This window comes from Williamsia sp. R60 (assembly GCF_054063855.1).
The window spans coordinates 807999-828414 of the sequence record NZ_JBSSGR010000002.1 but is presented as its reverse complement, the minus strand read 5'-3'; the positions used below and the strand labels follow the sequence as shown (position 1 = coordinate 828414).

The following is a 20416-nucleotide window of genomic DNA, read 5'->3' as shown; positions in this document are numbered from 1 at the left end:
TGGGCGACAGGTAGTCCGCAGCGGCGGGTTCGGGATTACAGTGTCACGGTCAACGATGCTTTTGTTTCGGCGGCTAATGATCACCAGACCCGTTCAAGATGAGGGGTAGCAACATGTCCACAGAGGACGCAACCGTAACGGACAAGAAGTCGCCCGGACTACGGGAACTGACTGTCCGGGGAATCATCCTGGGCGGACTGATCACCCTCGTGTTCACGGCCGCCAACGTGTACCTCGGCTTGAAGGTGGGTCTCACCTTCGCCACAGCGATCCCGGCGGCCGTCATCTCGATGAGCATCCTGCGCTACTTCGCCAACCACACCGTTGTCGAAAACAACATCGTGCAGACCATCGCGTCGGCTGCGGGCACTCTCTCGGCGATCATCTTCGTGTTGCCCGGTTTGATCATGGTCGGCTGGTGGACCGGCTTCCCGTACTGGATCACCGTGGCGGTGTGCGCCATCGGCGGCATCCTCGGCGTCATGTACTCGATCCCCCTACGCCGAGCGTTGGTGACGGGATCTGATCTGCCCTATCCCGAGGGGGTGGCGGCGGCCGAGGTGCTCCGGGTAGGCGACACCACCCAGGGCGCCGAGGAAAACAGGGGCGGGCTGCGGATCATCCTGATCGGGTCGGTGGTTGCCGCTGCGTTCAACCTTCTCGCGAACCTCAAGATCATCAGCAACTCATTGGCCGGTGCGGTCAAAGTCGGTGCAGGCGGGACGATGTGGGGCGCCAGCTTGTCGCTGGCCCTGATCGGCGTGGGTCATCTCGTCGGACTGACCGTCGGTATCGCCATGCTCATCGGCCTGGTCATCTCGTTCGGCATCATCCTGCCCATCCAGAGCAACGGAAACCTGCCCGCGGGCGAGACCCTGCTCGACGGGGTCGGCAGCATCTTCTCTTCGGATGTTCGGTTCGTGGGCGCCGGAGCCATCGCGGTTGCCGCGATCTGGACCCTGCTCAAGATCATCGGCCCGATCATCAAGGGCATCAAGACAGCGATGGTGTCGGCCAGAAGTCGCCGTAAGGGATCGTCTGTCGAGCTGACCGAGCAGGACATCCCCATCACCTACGTCGGGCTTGTCATCGTGGTGGCCCTGATCCCCATCGGGCTACTCCTGTGGGACTTTGTGCACAACACCGCATTGCACGGTACGGCCACCGGAATCATCGCTGTCAGCATCATTTTGGTGTTTGTGATCGGGCTCGTGGTCGCGGCGGTGTGTGGTTACATGGCCGGCCTCATTGGATCGTCCAACAGCCCGATTTCCGGGGTTGGCATTCTTGTTGTCCTCATCGCCGCCCTGCTCATCAAGATGGTGTACGGCGATGCCACCGACGCTCAGAACACTGCTCTGATCGCGTTCACGCTGTTCACCACGGCGGTGATCTTTGGTGTCGCGACCATTTCGAACGACAACCTCCAAGACCTCAAGACCGGTCAGCTCGTGGGTGCCACGCCCTGGAAGCAGCAGGTGGCGTTGGTGATCGGAGTGCTGTTCGGTTCCGCCGTGATCCCTCCGATCCTGCAGCTGATGCAGACGGCCTTCGGATTCGTCGGCGCCCCGGGCGCCACCGACGACGCTCTGGCGGCCCCGCAAGCTGCACTGATCTCTTCGCTCGCCAAGGGCGTGTTCGGTTCCGACTTGGACTGGAACCTGATCGGCGTCGGTGCGCTCATCGGTATCGCCATCATCGTTGTCGACGAGGTGCTGACCCGGACGACCAACAGCAAGTTCCGTCTGCCGCCGCTGGCCGTGGGTATGGGTATGTACCTGCCCATCTCGCTGACGCTGGTCATCCCGATCGGCGCCATCCTCGGCACCTTCTACAACAAGTGGGCCGAGAAGTCCGGCGTCGAAGTAGAACGCAAGAAGCGCATGGGCGTCCTGTTGGCCACCGGCCTCATCGTCGGTGAGAGCCTCTTCGGTGTGGTGTTCGCCGGCATCGTCGCCGCGACCGACGACGAGAGCCCGCTCGCCATTGTCGGCAGCGGATTCGAGAACATCTCCGAGTACCTCGGTGTGATCGTCTTCGTCGCCGTTATTGCGTGGCTGTACAAGAAGACTCAGCAGATCGCGGCCAAGCCGGCCGAGGGCGAGTCGATCAAGCTGGACAAGGGGTGAGTGCGCCATTTCTCCTGCAGCACTGACTCTCAGTATCTCGTTGTATTCGGTGGCGATCCTCGTCGGCATCGGAGTCGGCATCAACGCCGCGACCAAACACCGGCGGCGCCTGGCCTGGACCATGGCCACGGTTGTCGGGGTATTGGTGGTTGCGGGTGTGGTTGTTGCGGTGTTGAGTGCCACGACATTTGCGTGAGGACCTCGGATTCGGAGCCGACCGGGCGTTACACAGGCCATCCTGCTTCACTCAAGGAGGCTTGACAGTCACAGACTGCTGACCACCACGAAGCCAAGAATGCCGACCAGCATGAATCCAACGGCAACATCGTCTTTTTCGGAGCCCACGGTCAGACCGCGGTTCCATGGACTGACAGCCAGACGATGCGATCGATTAGTGGCACCCTCACCCGCGGTCGAAGCATTCCGAGCGCCTGCAGTTGGCTTTCGAACCTTCGAGCGCGTTTGACGATCAGGTTCGACCGTGCGCAGCCGCGCCGAGGTGATCGCCGGGACGGGAGTCGAACGATTGCTCCGGCCTGTTCAGACCTTCCGAGGCGCGAAGCATCGCGCCCAGACCTCACGCACGGTGACGGCCAGGAGTACCAGAACCAGCGCGGTCGTCATATCGGGTTCGGTGGCCGTGTCGGGAGTCGCAATCACAAGCAGACCCAAGGCAACACATGGCGCCCCCACGGTGATCAACCCTTGCCATAGTCGACGAGCTACAGTCGCCTCAACCACAGCGGCAATCATCACCACCACAAACAGTGCCGCCGAGAGCAGTTCGCCATCCTTCCACCATTCATACGGAAGGGCCACGGCCACATCGACATAATCCGCGGTGGCTGTTGATGAATCCGGCACCGTCGAGTACACCATCCATTCGTCCGACCGAAGAAGGAACGGCGGGTGTTGGTACTCGTGATCGTTACCGAGCCAGGTGATTCCTCCGGCGAACAACGTAGCGACCACAAACGCCCACCAGGCGGCATGGCCGGTGATACGGGCTACCAGATGCACCTTACGACGGCTCATGGGTACGAAGTCTTACATGTCGAGTCAATGAGCAGCCCGGCAATCCTCCCGGCGACTCGGATCACCCACGTCCCCCGACCACTTTGTCGGCAGTAGCTCCACCGAAGTAGCGTCACTTACGGGAAGTGGTTGCATTTGTCTATCGTACGAATAGATGCACTTAGCTCAACGAAACCTCCTCTGCTGCAGATATATCCGTCCCCACCAGTTCATCAACCCTTGTGTGGTTCCCTACGTAAAACACACCACTGCACGAGGAGCACGCTTTCAATGCCCGACCAGCAACCACCCAACCAAGGACAGCCGTTCAACCCGTACGGGGACGGACAGCAAAACAATCCATACCAAGGCGGACAGCCCTATCCGCAGGGTCAGTATCCGCAGCAGGGTGGGTACTACACCCCGCAGCAACCACCTAAGAAGCGCAAGATCTGGCCTTGGGTACTTCTCGCGATCATCATCGTGATCATCGCAGGCATCGCCAGCTGCGCCGCGTTGATAGGCGGCGCAGTAAACGAGGTCAACAAAGAATCGAATGAAGTTGTTCAGGTGACCTACGAGATCACCGGCGATGGGCCGACCGGCTCGGCGACGTTCACCACCGGGGAACTCGATACTGCGCAGGAGACAAATATCGCGATCCCGTGGACCAAACAAGTTGAGGTCACCGGAATCCTGAAGTCCGTTTCGTTGATTGCCAGCAACGGCATTGAATCCCAAGGGTCAATTACCTGCACGATCAGGCAGGGCGACCGAGTCATTGTCACCAATACGTCCTCCGGCCCAGGTGCGACTGCAAGTTGCTCAGGTGACGCAGACGACGAGTAGGCCATTGCCGACAGAACCACCGTCGTATGGCGGTGGTTCTGCCGGCGGCACCTACTTGTTCGAGATCAGGCGGCCCCCCGAGACGGCCCGCGGATCAAGTTCGTCGGTATTCCGCGGGCATCTCATATACCGGGCGTCAGTCAGCGACGAGTCGCCCCCTGCCCCAATACGAGTCGTTCGTCCAGGCCGGCGGTGTCCGACGAATAGTCGTGTCGAACTCCTGCTGACGCCCGATCACATAGCGCCCGGGTGCGATTCCCGTGGCACCGTGCTCGGGATGAATCAGGTACGCAACCACGTGGGTGTCGAGGATGCCGAGTGCGAGACCTCTCGGATCGATTACACCCGCCATCCACGTGCAGTTGCCGTCCTCGGAGACGAGGCTGTGCGGATTTCTTCCGGCTGCGCTGCGCAGCAGTTCAATTCCCGCCTGTGGCACCGGTTCGGGACGTGCATTCGGGTACGAAGTGACCATCGGCAAGATGTCGGCGGGAGTGACGATGAGGTCGCCCTGCGCCTGCAGTCCGTCGACGATGGGAATCGACATCTCGGTGTCGAGGTAGTCGAACACCTCGAGGCCCGTGAGCGCGGAGAGATCGGACAGGGTCATGGTGGAGTTCATGTTGTTTCCTTGGGTTGTTGGTAGTTGTTTGTCAGGTGCGGCGAACGAGACGTGAGTAGTCGTCGCCGCTGATGCCGTAGGTCCAGCCGGCGGCGTCGAGGGCGGAAGACATTCCGTCCGGTACTGGCAACCCGTAGCGTCGACGAGTCCCGTCCCGTTCCCGTGAGCCATTGAGGACGAGCAGTATTCGTCCATTCCGGCGCACGGTGGGCGGAGTTGCGTAGAGCGACAGAGTGCCATCGGAGTTCCCGGGATCATCGGCCTGATCGATCAGCGTCATACCAGCCTCCGAGATATAGACGTCCCAGCCGAGGCGCTCGATCGCACAACGGCGGACCTCGACGTTGCGCTCGCGAGCAATGCGTTCAACGGTCGGATCATGCATCACCCATTCGGGGACGACAGTGCCATGGAGCACGTAAAGTGCTTTCCGATCGGCGAATTGGATCGCCGGTTCAGCTTCGTGATGAAGTCGACGTTGGCCGAACTGTGCATCCGGGGTGGGTTCGGTGTGCAGCTCTGTGGGCCGTTCAGCCATGACGCAGACGTTGTCGAATGGCCACCACCATCCCGTCGCTCGCGCCAACGCGCAGTGGATGTCCAGGATCTCGACGTCTTCCGGCGCATACCTGGCCAGACCCAACTGCGGCCCGGCGACGCAGTGCGCGATCCAAGGAACTTCGTGTTGCCCATACCAGGTGACGTAGCCGGCGATCGGCGGAGTAAGGGAACGGATCGCGGCGGCTATTCCATCAGAAATACTGGTGTGCAACGAATCCCGGATCTCCCGGCGCGCTCTTGCCCTCGGCGCCGGATTGGGATCCGGCGGCAGCACCGGGGCCTGCCACCACCCAAATCGGCGAACGCGACGGTGTGGATCGATTCGCGCCGCCATTCGCCTTTTCGACCTGGTGATGACCGCTGCCACATCGGAATGTGCGGACTGACGCATCCCGTGAGCGATTGGCACCGACGACGCGAGTCCGTCGGCGACGATCAAGTCGGCACCCGCGGGCGGTGATGACACCCATACGAACTCAGGTACCGGACGGTCTGCCAGTCGATACAGCTGCGCGACAGCGGCTTCGGCAGAACTCCGGTCGCTCGGCCCGGTGGTCAGTGCGTGCGAGAGCCACGCTGCATGAATGTCAGCGATGGTGCGTTGATGTTCAAAATCGAACTGAGAATGATGGTCAAGAGGCGCTCGGCGGTCAAGAACCGAGGGCACGTATGCGGCGCTCACGCGACGGTGGCGGGATCCGCCTTTCCTGTAGTCATGTTTCCCAGAGTGACACTCGGAGCGTGAGTTGGCAAGAGGTGTCCGCGAACTTGTTTCCGGACAAGGTGTTTCGGGTGGCCAGTTGAATCTCACCCCCAGACCTCGCGCGCCAAACCCGGACCCGCTCGCGCTGCAGACCGGGCGTCGGCCGGTATTCCGAGCGAGCGTCCCGCCCGCACGCCAAACCCGTAGAGGCGCGCGCTACAGACCGAGCGTCCACTAGAACCGCGAGCCAGCCCCGAACCCCGGTCACCAAACTCGGAACCGCTCGCGCTGCAGACCACGCGTCGGCCGGTACCCCGAGCGGGGTCCCGACCCGCGCGCCAAACCCGGAGCCGCTCGCGCGGCAGACCACGCATCCACCAGAACCCCAAGCCACCCAAAGCCCGCCGACCCTCGCGCAGCGAGTACTTCCTCGACGACGAGGACGCCACCATCCTGGTGGGCTTCGGGTCCGACCACAACGCCATCGACCTCCAGGACGTGGACTCTGCGCAGAAGGCCCTCAACGTGTGGCGCGACGATCTGAAGGTGCTGGACTGCGGAGGCCACGACTGGGTGGCGGACAAGTGGTCGGGGCAGACCTGGGCGACGTTGCGGTCGGGACAGTTCTTCGACGGATGGAGCAACTTTCTCTCGAGCGACTCGCGGCTGCGATTCGCCGGCGCCGACTTCGCCCGCGGCTGGAACGGCGTGGTGGTGGACGGGGCCATCGAGTCAGGGATCGTCACCGCGCGGTCTTTGATCAACGAGTTCGCGAAAGGCCACTGACCTCCACAGCAGGACGTTGTCATTCGGGTGACTGCGGAGCAGCTCTTCTACGAGCACCAGCGCATGTCCGTTTCACATCGGTGAGCTGGGGTACAGCAGCACGTGGCATCGGGCCGTGTGGACCGCCTCAGGGAAAGCAGACTCCGTGAGGTGAGGCATCGCGGTCGATGTTCTGACGAGCGGCGGGGGGTCACCTGCGTCTTCGGACAGAACTGGGTCCGGCCACGACGTATTGTTCTCAACTGAACCGATGACCTGAGGAGGCGTCTGCCATGGCTGGTGGTCTCGTAGCTCTACTCGATGACGTTGCTGCGATCACGAAGGCTGCTGCGGCGACTCTCGACGACGTCGCGGCCGCTGCCGGCAAGGCGAGCGTGAAGGCGACGGGCGTGGTGGTGGACGACACCGCGGTGACTCCCCGCTACGTGCACGGATTCACCCCGGACCGGGAGCTGCCGATCATCCGCAAGATCGCGCTCGGGTCGATCCGCAACAAGCTGTTGATCATCCTCCCGGTGGCCATGATCCTCAGCCAGTTCCTCCCCGGGGCGCTTCCGTATCTGCTGATCGTCGGCGGGGCGTTCCTCTGCTACGAGGGGGCCGAGAAGGTCTACGAGGCGTTTGCCGGACACCACGAAGAGGTGGTGGAGCCGAGCGACCGTGGTCCCGACTTCGAGAAGACGATGGTCAGCGGCGCCATCCGCACCGACCTGATCCTGTCGGCGGAGATCATGATCATCTCGCTGGCGTCGGTAGAGGACGAGCCGTTTGTCACCCGCCTGATGGTCCTCATCGCCGTGGCGTTCCTCATCACCGCGCTCGTCTACGGCGTGGTGGCCCTGATCGTGAAGATGGACGACCTGGGCCTGGCGCTGGCCAAGCGCAACTCCACGGTGAGCCAGAAGGTCGGCCGCGGGCTGGTGGCAGCAATGCCCAAGCTGATGAGCATCCTCACCGTCGTCGGTATCGCCGCGATGCTGTGGGTGGGCGGACACATCCTGCTGATCAACGTCGGCGAGGCCGGCTTTCATTGGCCGACAGATCAACTCCACCACCTCGAACACTGGGGTGAAGAACTCGTCCACGGTTGGTTCGGTGGCGTGCTGTCGTGGGTGCTTGGTACCACTGCTTCTGCAGTTATCGGACTCATTGTTGGTGCGATCATCGTGGCGATCATGCATGTGGTTCCGAAGCGGAAGAAGAAGGACGTGGCGGCGCACTGAGGAGCCTAATCGCGTGGGCGATCATGCAACTGCCTGTGATCAAGAACGACCACAACGGTGGCGGCCCTGCCAGCAACTGTGCCGACCCGCTCTGGATGTCTCGGACGCGGCCACTAGCCCGCTGGCACCCACGCGGCCTGCAGAACTAGGGCACGACCATCTAGAACTCAGACAGATGCGGTTGATCTATACGCACTCGAACGGCTGACAATATAGAGTTGGGCGGGAAGCCACGGCGAACGCACCTCCAAAGAGAGCCGGGAGTTCCCTTGATCTTGCCCAACCCACATTCGAAGTTTTTAGCTGGTTCAGTAAAGGAAATGCGCAACCCAGATATTGTAAAGCGTCTTGAAGAGCTGGCCACCGACTTTCCGTCGAGTAGAGATGACCGCGCAAACTTCCGTCGACTGGGGTCCGAATATGTTTTCGCCCGGAAGCTGATCGCCGAGGAACGTTTTAGGGGCTCATGGATAGTCCTCGTTCGTTTTGGCAGGACGCTAGAGGAACGGTTTGGACTCAGCGCGGAAGTACCAGTGATCTATTCGCCGCATTACGACATACAGTCGCGCACGGTGACAAGAATACCGGAGATGCTGGCATATCTTCCCGAAGATCGCGGTAACTACACCAGGTGGTTGACCTTTCTAAGCTCCTCAGACCCCCGTTTAACTTTGAAACTGGACGAGTTTAGCGATGCAACAAAAGTTTTCATTCCCTTATGGCGGCGGGCTCAGGACACTGATGCCGAAGCGTTGATACGAGATATGGCAAAGCGCATTCACTCGATTGACCCTTACACTCAGCACGGTTCGGTGACCGGAGATCAATTTTTCGGTCGGCGTATCCTGCTAAACTCAATCAGCGCTAACGTGAAGAATCAACAAATACCGGCAATCTTTGGGATGCGCAAGACCGGGAAGACGTCGGTTCTAATGGAGCTGGAGCGCCAAAACCGGATCGCCTCGGAAGACTCTCCCGGAACCACTCGTACTGTCTACGTGTACCAGGACTTGGAAGACCTTCCAGATATCGATTTCGGCAATCCAGTGCGCGAGCTCATGTTGGACTTGACCGAGAAAATTCGCCGCCGACTATCGGATTCGAAGTTTCGCACACAACCGCTAAGCGAACTTACCCCGGATTCGTCTCTGCTGGACTTCAAGCGAGCGATTCAAAGAATTATGCACCACGGATCCAGCCGCCATCTTCATTTAGTTCTAATTTTGGATGAGGTTGAGTACCTCTGCCCCCCCGGGGCCGAGAATGGCGCCTTGACTAGCACATCATCCTTGATACCTCAATTCTTTGGCGTTCTTCGCAAGTTGGTCCAAGAGAGCTCAGGCGGCGAAGGTGGCCGGGTCAGCCTGATACTCGCCGGTCTTGCAAGTGCCTCAGTAGAGGCCAGAGAGTTGTACGGCCGAGAAAACCCATTGTTCAGCTTCGCGAAGCCTTACTATGTCGCTCCCCTAACGATCGATGATACCCTCGACCTCCTGCAGGTCCTCGGCGCCCGCCAGGGCTTTCTCTGGAGTGACGCCGCTGCGGCGCTAGTGCACGTCGAGACCGGCGGCCATGCGATCTTGGTTCGTGAACTCGCCTCACAAGCTACTCGCAATATAGCCGATCAAGGTCTCGAAATAATATCTATCGATGAGATTTCAGTTAAGTCCGCGCTAGCAAGATACCAAAGAGCAGTATCCAGCCAAATTGATCAGATACTCTCACACATCGAAAAGTTCTACACTACTGAATGGCAGCTACTGCAGCATCTGATGACCGAGGGCGGACTGGAGGAATTTGACGAGATGTACCCAGCCGCAATAAACCGACTCGAGAACTTGGGAATAATCCAGTTCGACCGAGGGGTATGGGCGCCCTCAAAACTCCTGACATTAGGGTGGAAGGCAAGTCTCGATCCCCTGAAAACCGCACAGGCAATGGCGCTTCAGTCTAAATCCATACTCGCGCATATTGCAACGGGGGAATCTAAGAGGCTCGAGTTCAAGACTACGTTCTGTGTGCCAATCGCCGGCGGAAAAGAAGCGGATGTACGCGACTCCTTCCTAAAAGCTGGCGTATCATTCATGAATTCGATTGGCGGCACAATTTACGTCGGCGTGAACGACTCTGGAGGCATAGTAGGATTGGACGAAGACGTCAAAGCTTGCCGAGGTTCAATTGACCGCCTCACCCTGAAAGTTCAAACCACTTTGAACGAAAGCCTTGGGAACGCTGTTTCCTCTCGTATATCAATCGGCTTCCCAGAAGTGAAAGGTGTGCGCATCATGTCTGTCGATTTTCCAGCGTCGCCAGAGCCCGTCTGGCCACAGCGCGCGATTCTTGGTAAGTCGGATGTCCTTTGGGTACGCCAAAACGCGAACACCCAGTCGTTGGCTGGGCAGGACATAACGTCCTACGTCCGCGATCATTTTCAATAAATATCAGCGCGGCAACTTTAGTCGAATTCTCGACGAAACACTCGCAGCGCTGCGCGACGTAGGCACCGTTCATTAGCTACATTGTCCGCGCCTACTACTATGCACACCCGCTCCGTCCGCCTTCTATACGCGTCAACATATTGGAAAACAATTATTGGCCACAGCGATTTCCAGGCAGCTCGTCAAACTACAGATGCGACGACTCGACCGCACCGCAACCGCAGCACAATCCAAGGGCCGCTCATTGCGGCGACGCTGAACTATACGGACGAGTCACAGAAGAGGCAGCAAAAGACAGATAGCAATTGACGGACTGGCGGATTCACGCGCAGGTTTCGAACCACAGGCCAACGCAACACCCGGCTTATCGCGCGGCAAAGCTGGGGGGTCCTATAGCCTCCGGACCTGTAAGCGGACGAGTATGCGGTCCAGAACCCGGACCACGTGATCACATGCTCGCCCGTAACAGGAAGACAACGCCGAGAGCAGCGGCGCGTGACTCATTCTGATTTAACGCGCCGGCCACTCCTTCCAGATTGAGTCGTGTAGGTTCAACGCAGCAGCGCACTTTTCTAACCGTGCTGACACTAGCTATATCAAGCGTGGCGCCGGACGTGGCGGAGCTACCGTCGCCGGCACGTCGCTCGGATCTCAATGGACCGTTGGCGCCGCAGAGCAACCGTGGATTGCACTGCAGCCCTCTCGTGCGTGACATTGCCCGTCTACCGTGCAAATGTTGTGACGTGACGAATCATTGGGACATCTCAGGCCGCGATGTAGTACCCGAGCTCAGCGTCGGAGGAACTGCACGAGACGTGGGCGCCGCCGCTCTTCATGGAATGCTGTTGGCAGACGGGCTGGAATGGAGGGCGCCGTACGACTCGGTCCGGAGCAAACTCAAGATTAGAAATAAGCAGGTCGCACCAGAGTTGCAGGAACAGGCAAACCAAAGATTTCGCACCTACAAGACCCTCTTTCGGGGACTCGGTCTTTTGTACGACGATGGAGGATTTCTCCATTCAACGGCATTGGGATCAGACTTGCTCCGAGTTTTAAACGAACAATATCAATCCGTCGACGACTATGGGAGGCAATTAGCGGTCGCAAGTAGGCCGCGGATCGCGCAACTGGTTGCTCCCGCGTTGGCTCGTTATCAACTCGACAGTCCCCTAAGCCAGATCGACTACCCCATTGGCACCGACATCCGTCCGCTTCTAGCAATTTGGCGAATGATGCGGTCACTTGACAACAAACTACACTGGGAGGAGATGGGCAGGGCACTCACCACTTGCCTCAAAGACGAACAGGTGCCAGAAGCCATCTCTCGCGTGAACGAGGCGCGTAAGACGCCCGGCTACGACCCATCAGACCCGGTTCTGATGGAGCGACTGCTTGGGCCGCGTCAGCCGGATGCAGGCGACAATCAATCTGACCGGTTGGACACCTGGTTTTCAAGGGCAGCCTTCAAGAATCTCCTTCTCGAACCACGAGATAGACCGGACGGCTTCAGGCATTTGAACATAGAGTTCACTCCCCTACTTGATGAGATTATTGCGGACCCGCCACCATTCAATTCTACGACCGATAGTATCAAATACGTTCAATGGCTCGGCCAGACCCATACCAATTTGGATGCACCCCCAGACCCTGAGCCGATCACTTCCACTATCGTGAAGAAGTGCCGACGATTCGGTCACCGCCAAATTATCGCGCTCGTAGGACAAGCCGGTACAGGCAAGACGCGCGCGGCGATCATGGCGGCGACGGTTCTAGTCGAAGGCGACCTTACGCGCTTGACCACGCTCCAGTTCCACGCTGGCTTCACATACGAAGAGTTCATAGGGGGCCTAGCTCCTTCCGAATCTGGATTCAAGCCTCAACTTGGCGCTCTCCTCGAAATAAACGAGCGAGCCCGCTCTGACCCCGAGAATACATTCGTGTTAATCATTGACGAGCTGAGTCGCGCCGATGTTGCGAACGTGCTTGGGGAGCTTTTCACATACATCGAATATCGGGACAGAACTTTCCGGGTGCCGGTGTTGAACGGAAGCTTTTCGATTGCTACGAATCTTATCATTCTCGCGACAATGAACCCTGCGGATCGGAGTGTCGTAAATATGGACGACGCAATGATTCGCCGTCTTCGACAGATAGAAATACCCAGCAGTCCGTTAGCTCTTACCAAGCTTCTTCAAACGGCCGGTATGCGGCCACCACTGGTCGAGACGGTTGTATCCTGGTTTGCGGCCCTACCAAGTGACACTCCGTTTGGGCACGGGGTGTTTGTTGGCGTTCGTGATGAGCGTGACCTTTTCGATCTCTGGCATGAAAGTCTTCGATACTTCTTACGACGCGGAAACCTCGTAATTTACCCCGAGCCGGACAAAATCGAATCGGGATATATCTGGAAATCAACAGTATTTCGAGACTACGCAGAGGCAGGGCCCGCCGTCGGGTCATCTCACGCCGTGGATGGGAAAGAGATCGATAATAGCTAACGCCGACCAACGATTGCCATAACAGATGACTCACAACGTCAGGTCATACGACAAAATTTTGATGACAAAAGACGAAATAACGGTATCCCCCGAGGAGGTGCTTTCACTTCCGTGGGTTTTGGCAGGGGTTGCGAACCTTCGATCAACCCGACTTGGATACGAGCTTGAGATCGGCCCATATGTTGGGACGCTCCTGATCGGAAGCGAAGAGATCGTGGTTGCGGAACTCGTGCCTGGTACCGTTTCAGCTTGTCTGGAGCTATCCCGAACCGGCAGGAAGATTGGAGAACAATCCTCCTACTCAAATCGAACGCTAACACCGAATGACGCCGTCGCACGCGCGTACACAGACGCAGTCGCATCGTGTCTGCAAAACGGGGTACTGAAGGAGTACTCGGACTTGACGGCCCTGACATCGCGACCGCGTGGCAGATTGCTAATTCGAGACAGCATCCGCAGGCCATGGTCGCACGGTAAGGAAAACGTTATGGTGGCTACGTGGCGGCACCTCTCAGAGGACACACCGCTAAATCGAACCCTCCTCGCAGCCGGAATTCGCGCGCAATATTTGCTTCCCAACAATGACGTAGGGCTCAAACTCCTCCGGGAGTGCATTATTTCACTTTCCGGCGCCCAGCTGCAGTCGGCCCCAGACCTTGTTCCCCTTGAGGGGATCTCGGACCCGGTCACGGCGAGAGCAATTTCTTTGGCGAGGACTATATTAGATGGAGTTCCGGACATTTCGCCTACATCTACACAATCGACAAGCAGGTTCAGCGCCTGGATCAATGTAGCCCGTGTCTTCGAGGAAGCGATTTTTTCAATTTGCAGGAACTTGCATCCGCTATCCACTTTCGTTGGAAGCTCACTCGGCGTTTCTTTGTTTCACAACGACACGGGTACCGAGCAGTGCATCGCCAAAAGAGCAGACCCGGATATCGTTCTCAAGCTCGAACACGGCACATTGATTTTGGACGCGAAGTATCGCCGCTCCGGCGAGAAAGTATCCGACGACGCGATCTATCAACTGATTGCGCACGCGGATGCGTTCTCGGCACGCGCCGCAACGATTGTCACACCAGCCATAGTGAGCCCTCCACAGGTTAGAAGGCTTGGGCAAACACGCGGCGGTTGTTCAATATTCACTATCTCCGTGGACCCGACGCGGGTTATCGAAACCGAGCTTCTGATTCAAGCTTGGATTTCTTCTCGCTTGTCCGAACTCGAAAATCATCCAGCTTAGGATATCGCTGCTAGGATACTTTTCCCGATCTGTTCGGCGAGAAGAGGCGGTACCGCGTTACCGATTAGGCGCGCACCATCCTCACGGTTTCCTAAAAACACAAAATCGTCTGGGAAGGACTGCAACCGGGCACCTTCGCGCAGGGTAATGCTTCTGTCTTCGGTGGGATGCCCGAACCGGCCACGAGTAAAGCTGTCAAACCGCGCAGTGATCGTTACTGCGGGTTCATCCCGCGATAGTCGCCCATAAGTATCGAGGTGGCGATGAGTGCCGGAATGGCACTTTAATTGAAGTCTTTCCGGTAAGTGCTCTCTACCCCCGCCCTCAGGAACGTGACGAATCCGCTCGACATTCCGGGCACTAAGCCGGGTCTCACGGTAATGATTAGGCACAAACGGATGTGGCGTGCCATCACGTGGGGGAGCCGGTAGTTCGGTAAATGCGTCACGGACAGTTCGGGGGGGTTTATCGGACTCCGCAGGCCAGAAAAATTTCGAGCCTGACGGCACCCCTACGAGGAAAGCCCGCCGTCGTCTTTGGGGCACACCAAAATCCACGGCATTCAGAATTTTAGAGTGAACGTCGAACCCCAGCTCTTTTGCGCGTTCTTCGACTGCATTAAGAAGGTGAGTACCTCTGATACTTCGTATCGCGGTTACGTTTTCGATTAAAAATGCTCGCGGACGTATTTCGTCGAGCCAATCGAGATAACGTAAAACGAGTAAGTTCCTAGGATCATCTCGTGCACCTCGACGTTGCAGCGAAAACCCCTGGCAAGGAGGGCCACCCGCGAGCAAGGCTGCCTCGCCGCGTTCGAGTCCAGCAAGTTCGAGTAGTTCACTGCCTGACGTCATAGCAGCATCCAGCACCTCAGCGCGACCTGGTAGATTCTTGCGATGCGTGTCGACTGCAATCTGGTTATTGTCGAATGCCAATCGCATGTCGAAGCCCGCGTTGCTTAGGCCGAGTGACAGACCGCCGGCCCCACTAAAGGCGTCGATAGCTGGACTACTTGTCATTTAAGATTCCACCTCGCTTTCTTATTCCCGGTATCAAAACCGAAAAGCTACTACCTACCGGTTTATCTCGGACCTCGAAAAGTCCGACTTCTTCTGCAACCTCGGGCATTCCCGCGGCGATGTGCTCCGCGAATGCGCGTGCCGCTAGTGGCGGCACGGCGTTGCCAATCTGTTTATAACGATCGTCGAATGGCCCTTCGAAATACCATTCGCGAGGAAATGTTTGCAGGAGCCCCGCTTCACGCGCCGTCAGTCCGCGGTCCTGTTCTGGATGTGCAAATCGACCACAGCTGGGCGTCCGGCATCGCGCTGTAATAGTCGGCGCCGCGTTGGACCAGGAAAGCCGTCCGTAGACATCGGTGTACCCACCGTGCGTACCGTATGTCCGGTCTAGACATCCCGGCCCTATACCCCGAGGCCGCGACCCACCATCGTGCGGCACCTGGCGCAGTACTTCGAGCGTGGATTCGCGGTGCTTGGATGTCACATGCATCGGATCCGCGAGGTTGACTTGACCGCTCGCGATCGGCTCCAAATCGCCTATCCATTCCTTTACAGTGGAGTACTCGTGAGGGCGCCTTTGCACTGCGGGGAAAGACGGGGTTCCATTCCTGCTGGCCAGGACTACGGTCCTGAACCGTTCCTGAGGAACTCCGAGCTGGGCCATATTGACGATTCGGGCGCGCACCGTGTAGCCCGCTCTCACCAAGTTGGTTCGCAGCTCGTCAAAAAGACTCCACGACCGAGCCGAGACTAGGTCAGCGACGTTCTCGATCAGTATGACCTCTGGCATCAGTTCGACCGCGAGCTCGCCGAAGAGCTCAAAAAGCCGGTTCCGTCCTTGACGATCACCCTTAGTCTTCACATGCGAGGAGAAACCCTGACAGGGCGGCCCGCCCGCCAAAAGGAACGGGCGGCCCCCGACGTCGGCACGGAGGCGGTCCCCCCACTCGCGCCGCTTTCTTGGATCGGTCAGTACAAGGAGGTCGGTGCCGTCTGGTCGGTGGCCGAGGTTCCGTTCGTATGTTGCATTTGCCCAGCGATCGTTGTCTGCTGCGTAGACGTTGTCGAAACTGCCTGCGGCCTCAAGCCCGGCGGACATGCCGCCACAACCGCTGAACAGATCGGCGGAGGCCCACGCCCTGGTTTTCTGCACCACCGCAGTGTAAATTACGCCGCTGACATTTGTCTCGACCCTCTATGTCCGGGTCCGACCATCTTTGGGGCGGACTGCGTCGGACAGACGGCAGGACCCTGTTGTCCACATGCGTCTCATCGGGCCCGCGCTACCGGTTCGGCTACCGCGGGACATTGTGAGCTGCGCCGCACAGCAATCGTCCGAAATGCAAACCACACTAGGGACCCACATAGAAACGGTAACCGATCGGCTACCATTCTCCTCGTGAGCGTGTTCGAGGCACTGGCCGACCCCGTGCGGCGCAGCATCCTGCTCACACTCGTCGGCGGCCCCACGCGGGTGGTAGATCTGTGTTCGAGTCTGTCTGATGCGCACCCGATCTCGCGACCCGCGGTGAGCCGACACCTACGGGTGCTCACTGAAGCCGGGTTGGTGGTCGCCGAAGACAGGGGACGTGAACGGCACTACCGACTGGACGCACGGCCTATCAACGAAGTCCGGCAGTTCATCGCCGAACTGACGCCCACGGGCACGATCGAACCGGCCACTACCACCGGCGAGCGCCGCCTTCCCGTCACCGAATCAGCTCTCGACGCTCTCGACACCGAGGTGCGGCGCACTGTCAAGCAACGTCGTTCGTCTCGACAACCCACAACGGCCACTAACGACGAGGAGACCGCATGACCATCACACCGACTGGATCATTCACCCCGCGCTCCGAGGGCGACGCAGTGGCGTTCGTTCGCACCTTCCGTGCCCCGATCGACGACGTATGGGCAGCCGTCACCGAATCCGACCGGCTCGCAAGGTGGATCGGCTTCTACACGGGCGACCCTGAACAGGGCTACGTCGAGTTCACCATGAATGCCGAAGGTGACGACGTCACGCCCGCGCGCTACAACATCGAACGCTGCGAACCACCACGAGTGCTGCAAGTGGTCACCACCGACGACTTCGGGACGTGGAATCTCATCGTCGAATTAACAGAGGCCGACGGGGTCACGACGCTCACGCTGAGCCAAGTCATCGACGACCCAACAACAATCGAGAACACTGGGCCGGGTTGGGAGTACTACCTCGACCGCTTGGTCGCCGCGCTGAACGGCGCGGATCCGGGTGCTATCGACTTCGACGACTACTACCCTGCCCAGCAGGAGTACTACCTAGGGATCCAGCGAGAAGTGGCCGAGGGGAAGTAGTACCCACGCCCATGTCGCCCGGCGGCGTGGACGTCAAGACTCGAACCGCTCCCCCAACCACCCACCGATCTCCGCCGCAGCCAGACTCGCCCCAGTCGGTGCTCCGTCGCGAATCGGACCACCAAAGTGGGTCCCCTCGACACGCACATGCGTCACGTCATCCGACCCCAACGCATCAACCATCTCCAGAGCATCGTCGGGGAAACACGCTTGGTCCCCGGTCAATTCGACGAACAGCGTTGGCACCTGCACCCCCGGCGCACACTGCACGAACGCAGCATTGCTCGACAGTCCCGACCACGTCGACAACCATGCGTCCGCAGTAGACAGTCGGCCGAAACCGACCAACCCATAGTTGGTGAGGTCAGGCCGACGACCGAACAACGACCCGTACGGGCGGTCATTCGGACTCAGTGACGGGTCTACGAACCGTAGATCGGCATCCGTCCGGTACACCGTCATCAGCCGCGGTGCCAACGCGGCCCGACGATCCACCGGCTCACCCGAAGCCTTGAATTGTGCTCGCGCATCGGCACTCTGCGCCACATGTGTCCGCGCAATAGCATCCAACCGCTCCACCCGCGCTCGCTGAGCCGCCCGGTACTGCTCCACAAACTCCGGCCTATACGACGACGCACCAGGCGCCTCCACATATCCATTCGCCGGATCAAACGCATTCAGTGCCGGATCCACACTCAACGGATCTCTCTCATCGACGACCGACGGATCAATGAGCCGCAGGAGCAACGCTCCCTGTCCAGGATGCGGCGCCATGAACAACGCACCGTCGGGCACCGGCATCTCGGCCGATGCAAGATCAACTGGCCGGCCAGCGGGCGTCTGCGACAACCGATCCCCTGGAGCCATCCCCGCCTGTTGGTGATAGAACGCAAACAGCGTTCCACCACCGGAATGTCCCAGCGACACCACGGACTCGAAACCGTTGTCCCGCAGAAACACCTGACCCGCCGCGACATCCAGCAGCGCCTGCTCATGGATCAAGTTCAGGTCGTTGTTCACCGACCGCGTTCCCTGCGTCCACACCGCAAACCCACGGGCCAACAGCTCAGGTACCAGCACGTGATGGGTGAGATCCTGACGCGGATGCATCAGCGCGACCACAGTCGTTGCAGACGGCACAGTCCGCAACACCCCAGACACCTTGGCACCGTCGAATGTCGTCAGCTCATGCACCGACGTCACCGTGTTCGACGGTTGCTCCGCGGCCTCGATGTACCGGCCTGCGCCCAGCCGCTCCCCCGCATCAGCAACGCTCACAGCGGCTCCACCTTCAACGCGTCTTTGTCCCACTGCGAAATTCGCGAGGCGGCGAGCCCGGAGACGCAGCTGTACCAGACCGCATGGCGACAGCCCGTTGCTCGGCGGTCGACCACAATCTCCGCGTCAGCCGACACGCGGTAGTACGGCCCCACGTGATCCACGGTGACATCGGGGTCCTCACCCGCCACCGCCGCGACCGCTTTGTTCTCGGGCACATCCAAGATGAAGAACGTGGTCATCGGCCGGCCTCCACCACGTCGAGCGCCGCCTGGGCGTCCTGATTTTCCTGCCACTGCGCGGCGCGCTGAACAATCAGCTCGGCCTTGCGGGTCAGCAGCCCCGCCATGCTCGGGTTCGGTTCAGACACAACATCGATCAGCGCATCGATCGTCAGGTTCGCATCAAGATCCTCCTGCGGCGTCACCGGACGCATCGCCCGCGTGATCTCGATCATGTAGCCATTCGGGTCGTGGGTGTAGATCGACTCGATGGTCTCGTGCTGGATCTGCATCTCCACCGGCCAATCGCTGCCGTCGAGGCGCTTGCGGTACTCGAGTAGATCCTCTTCGTTGTCCACGTGGATGGCGAGGTGTCGCGACCGGATGAAGAAAATCGGAACATCCTCGGCGAAGCGCGAGTACGAATCGCCCTGCGGTCCACCCTCGAACGGCTCGAGACCGAAGTAGTAGAAGAACGCGAGTCGGTCGTCGTTGCCGATGTCGAAGAAGAAGTGGATGAAGTCGGGATGCTTGTCCGGACCCCAGCCTGCCGCACAAATCGAATGCACCACAGGGAAACCGAGTACATCTCGGTAGAAGCGGACGGTGCCCGCCGGATCGAATGTCGGGTAGGCGACGTGGTCGACGCCGCGCACCCTGTGGTCGAGCTCGTTCATCAGTACTTCCTTCGGTTGAGCTGGGGGTAGTCAGGCCGGAACTGAGGCCACGTCTGCGCGCAGCAGACTGCCGGCGCCGTCGATGGCCACGGGCAGACCGAGGCCGCGCAGCAGGCTGTACGCACCGGCGGTTGCCGCTGACAACACGGGAATGCCGAACTCACGCTCGGCGTCATCGATCAGTGCCAGTGACGGCATCTGCACGCAGCACGAGAGCACCACGGCATCGACGCCAGTGAGGTCGAGCGACCGGGCAGCCTCCATCACCCGGTCACCGGGAATGCAGCCGACCTCGGCGTTGTCGGCCACTTCGAGTGCACGCCAGTCCACAACCTCGAAGTGCTCGGCCTCGAGATACTCGACCACCTTCTCTGCCAGTGGCCGCAGGTACGGCGTCACGATGGCGATGCGTTTGGCATCGAGTGCACGAAGCCCTTCGACGAGCGCCCCGGCACTAGACCGGACGATGGCCTCGGAACCGCCCGTCGCCAACTGCTCGGCTACGGCACCTTCCACCCGCTGGTGCTCCCCCGGCCCGCCAACCATCAGAGCCACCAGGCACGCGTACAAGATCACCTCCGGCGACGCGTCGGCAATCTCCATCACGCACCGCTCACGCTGGGCATTCATCGCGGCGAGCTCCTCGGGCGACACCCGGTGCATCCGCATCCGCGTCGAGTGGAACGAGAACTCCGAGGTGGGGTGCCGGCGCAGCAACGCCGGCATCTCCGTCTCGACGGTGACGTTGGAGCTCGGCACCACAAGACCGATTCGGTGAACGCTCATCTGGCCGTCCTTTCCATTTCGGGTGTCCCAAG

Annotated in this window: 19 protein-coding genes; 10 read left to right on the top strand and 9 right to left on the bottom strand. The window is 59.6% G+C overall.

All coding sequences use genetic code 11. The features are described 5' to 3' along the window. Positions 1 to 113 precede the first annotated feature (113 nt). Both ACVWY6_RS10745 and ACVWY6_RS10740 read left to right on the top strand, forming a co-directional pair. Positions 114 to 2129 (top strand): OPT family oligopeptide transporter, encoded by a 2016-nt coding sequence (locus tag ACVWY6_RS10745; RefSeq protein ID WP_457537914.1) that lies wholly within the window; start codon positions 114 to 116, stop codon positions 2127 to 2129. Positions 2130 to 2136: 7 nt separating this feature from the next. After that, on the top strand, positions 2137 to 2325 hold the full coding sequence (locus ACVWY6_RS10740) for a hypothetical protein (RefSeq protein ID WP_457538586.1): 189 nt from the start codon (positions 2137 to 2139) through the stop codon (positions 2323 to 2325). A gap of 344 nt (positions 2326 to 2669) precedes the next feature. Here ACVWY6_RS10740 and ACVWY6_RS10735 read toward each other — a convergent pair whose 3' ends face one another. Next, positions 2670 to 3164: a hypothetical protein gene (locus ACVWY6_RS10735; protein ID WP_457537912.1), complete on the bottom strand. Its 495-nt coding sequence runs from the start codon at positions 3162 to 3164 to the stop codon at positions 2670 to 2672. Positions 3165 to 3434: 270 nt separating this feature from the next. On the opposite strand from ACVWY6_RS10735, the gene ACVWY6_RS10730 reads away from it, so the two are divergent. Continuing rightward, the gene (locus tag ACVWY6_RS10730; RefSeq protein WP_457537910.1) at positions 3435 to 3992 is read left to right on the top strand and encodes a hypothetical protein; all 558 of its coding nucleotides are present in this window, start codon (positions 3435 to 3437) and stop codon (positions 3990 to 3992) included. 136 nt (positions 3993 to 4128) lie between these two features. Here ACVWY6_RS10730 and ACVWY6_RS10725 read toward each other — a convergent pair whose 3' ends face one another. Beyond that, the gene (locus ACVWY6_RS10725) at positions 4129 to 4614 is read right to left on the bottom strand and encodes a hypothetical protein (RefSeq protein WP_457537908.1); all 486 of its coding nucleotides are present in this window, start codon (positions 4612 to 4614) and stop codon (positions 4129 to 4131) included. A gap of 31 nt (positions 4615 to 4645) precedes the next feature. Continuing rightward, complete coding sequence (locus ACVWY6_RS10720; RefSeq protein WP_457537907.1) at positions 4646 to 5857, bottom strand: DUF6745 domain-containing protein; 1212 nt, start codon at positions 5855 to 5857, stop codon at positions 4646 to 4648. Positions 5858 to 6166: 309 nt separating this feature from the next. Here ACVWY6_RS10720 and ACVWY6_RS10715 point away from each other — a divergent pair, with 309 nt between their 5' ends. From ACVWY6_RS10715 to ACVWY6_RS10695, 5 genes are all read left to right on the top strand, one after another. After that, positions 6167 to 6664, top strand: coding sequence for an FAD-dependent oxidoreductase (locus tag ACVWY6_RS10715; protein WP_457538584.1), 498 nt, complete (start codon positions 6167 to 6169; stop codon positions 6662 to 6664). A gap of 272 nt (positions 6665 to 6936) precedes the next feature. After that, on the top strand, positions 6937 to 7887 hold the full coding sequence (locus tag ACVWY6_RS10710; protein ID WP_457537905.1) for a DUF808 domain-containing protein: 951 nt from the start codon (positions 6937 to 6939) through the stop codon (positions 7885 to 7887). A gap of 269 nt (positions 7888 to 8156) precedes the next feature. Beyond that, a complete protein-coding gene (locus ACVWY6_RS10705) occupies positions 8157 to 10325 on the top strand; it encodes an RNA-binding domain-containing protein (RefSeq protein ID WP_457537903.1) in 2169 nt (722 codons plus the stop codon). A gap of 815 nt (positions 10326 to 11140) precedes the next feature. After that, complete coding sequence (locus ACVWY6_RS10700) at positions 11141 to 12823, top strand: AAA family ATPase (RefSeq protein WP_457537901.1); 1683 nt, start codon at positions 11141 to 11143, stop codon at positions 12821 to 12823. Between the two features lie 61 nt (positions 12824 to 12884). Beyond that, a complete protein-coding gene (locus ACVWY6_RS10695; RefSeq protein WP_457537900.1) occupies positions 12885 to 14066 on the top strand; it encodes a 5-methylcytosine restriction system specificity protein McrC in 1182 nt (393 codons plus the stop codon). Here ACVWY6_RS10695 and ACVWY6_RS10690 read toward each other — a convergent pair. After that, positions 14063 to 15085 carry a DNA cytosine methyltransferase gene (locus ACVWY6_RS10690; protein WP_457537899.1) on the bottom strand — a complete coding sequence of 341 codons (1023 nt, stop codon included), beginning with the start codon at positions 15083 to 15085 and terminating at the stop codon, positions 14063 to 14065. The genes ACVWY6_RS10695 and ACVWY6_RS10690 overlap by 4 nt on opposite strands. Then, entirely contained in the window at positions 15075 to 16241 is a 1167-nt protein-coding gene (locus tag ACVWY6_RS10685; RefSeq protein ID WP_457537897.1) for a DNA cytosine methyltransferase, read from the bottom strand. The genes ACVWY6_RS10690 and ACVWY6_RS10685 overlap by 11 nt, the downstream gene beginning before the upstream one ends. A 246-nt stretch (positions 16242 to 16487) precedes the next feature. Between ACVWY6_RS10685 and ACVWY6_RS10680 the strand changes: the two genes are divergently transcribed. Both ACVWY6_RS10680 and ACVWY6_RS10675 read left to right on the top strand, forming a co-directional pair. Beyond that, a complete protein-coding gene (locus ACVWY6_RS10680) occupies positions 16488 to 16907 on the top strand; it encodes an ArsR/SmtB family transcription factor (RefSeq protein ID WP_457537896.1) in 420 nt (139 codons plus the stop codon). Further along, positions 16904 to 17422 carry an SRPBCC family protein gene (locus ACVWY6_RS10675; protein ID WP_457537895.1) on the top strand — a complete coding sequence of 173 codons (519 nt, stop codon included), beginning with the start codon at positions 16904 to 16906 and terminating at the stop codon, positions 17420 to 17422. The genes ACVWY6_RS10680 and ACVWY6_RS10675 overlap by 4 nt, the downstream gene beginning before the upstream one ends. 33 nt (positions 17423 to 17455) lie before the next feature. On the opposite strand, the gene ACVWY6_RS10670 is transcribed toward ACVWY6_RS10675, so the two are convergent. The 4 genes from ACVWY6_RS10670 to ACVWY6_RS10655 are packed head-to-tail and all read right to left on the bottom strand — an operon-like array spanning position 17456 to position 20384. Next, a complete protein-coding gene (locus ACVWY6_RS10670) occupies positions 17456 to 18700 on the bottom strand; it encodes an alpha/beta hydrolase (RefSeq protein WP_457537893.1) in 1245 nt (414 codons plus the stop codon). After that, positions 18697 to 18942: a hypothetical protein gene (locus tag ACVWY6_RS10665; RefSeq protein WP_457537891.1), complete on the bottom strand. Its 246-nt coding sequence runs from the start codon at positions 18940 to 18942 to the stop codon at positions 18697 to 18699. Before ACVWY6_RS10665 ends, ACVWY6_RS10670 begins: the two co-directional genes overlap by 4 nt. Next, positions 18939 to 19598, bottom strand: a complete 660-nt coding sequence (locus tag ACVWY6_RS10660) for a VOC family protein (protein ID WP_457537889.1) — start codon at positions 19596 to 19598, stop codon at positions 18939 to 18941. The genes ACVWY6_RS10665 and ACVWY6_RS10660 overlap by 4 nt, the downstream gene beginning before the upstream one ends. A 30-nt stretch (positions 19599 to 19628) precedes the next feature. Continuing rightward, complete coding sequence (locus ACVWY6_RS10655) at positions 19629 to 20384, bottom strand: maleate cis-trans isomerase family protein (protein ID WP_457537887.1); 756 nt, start codon at positions 20382 to 20384, stop codon at positions 19629 to 19631. Positions 20385 to 20416 lie beyond the last annotated feature (32 nt).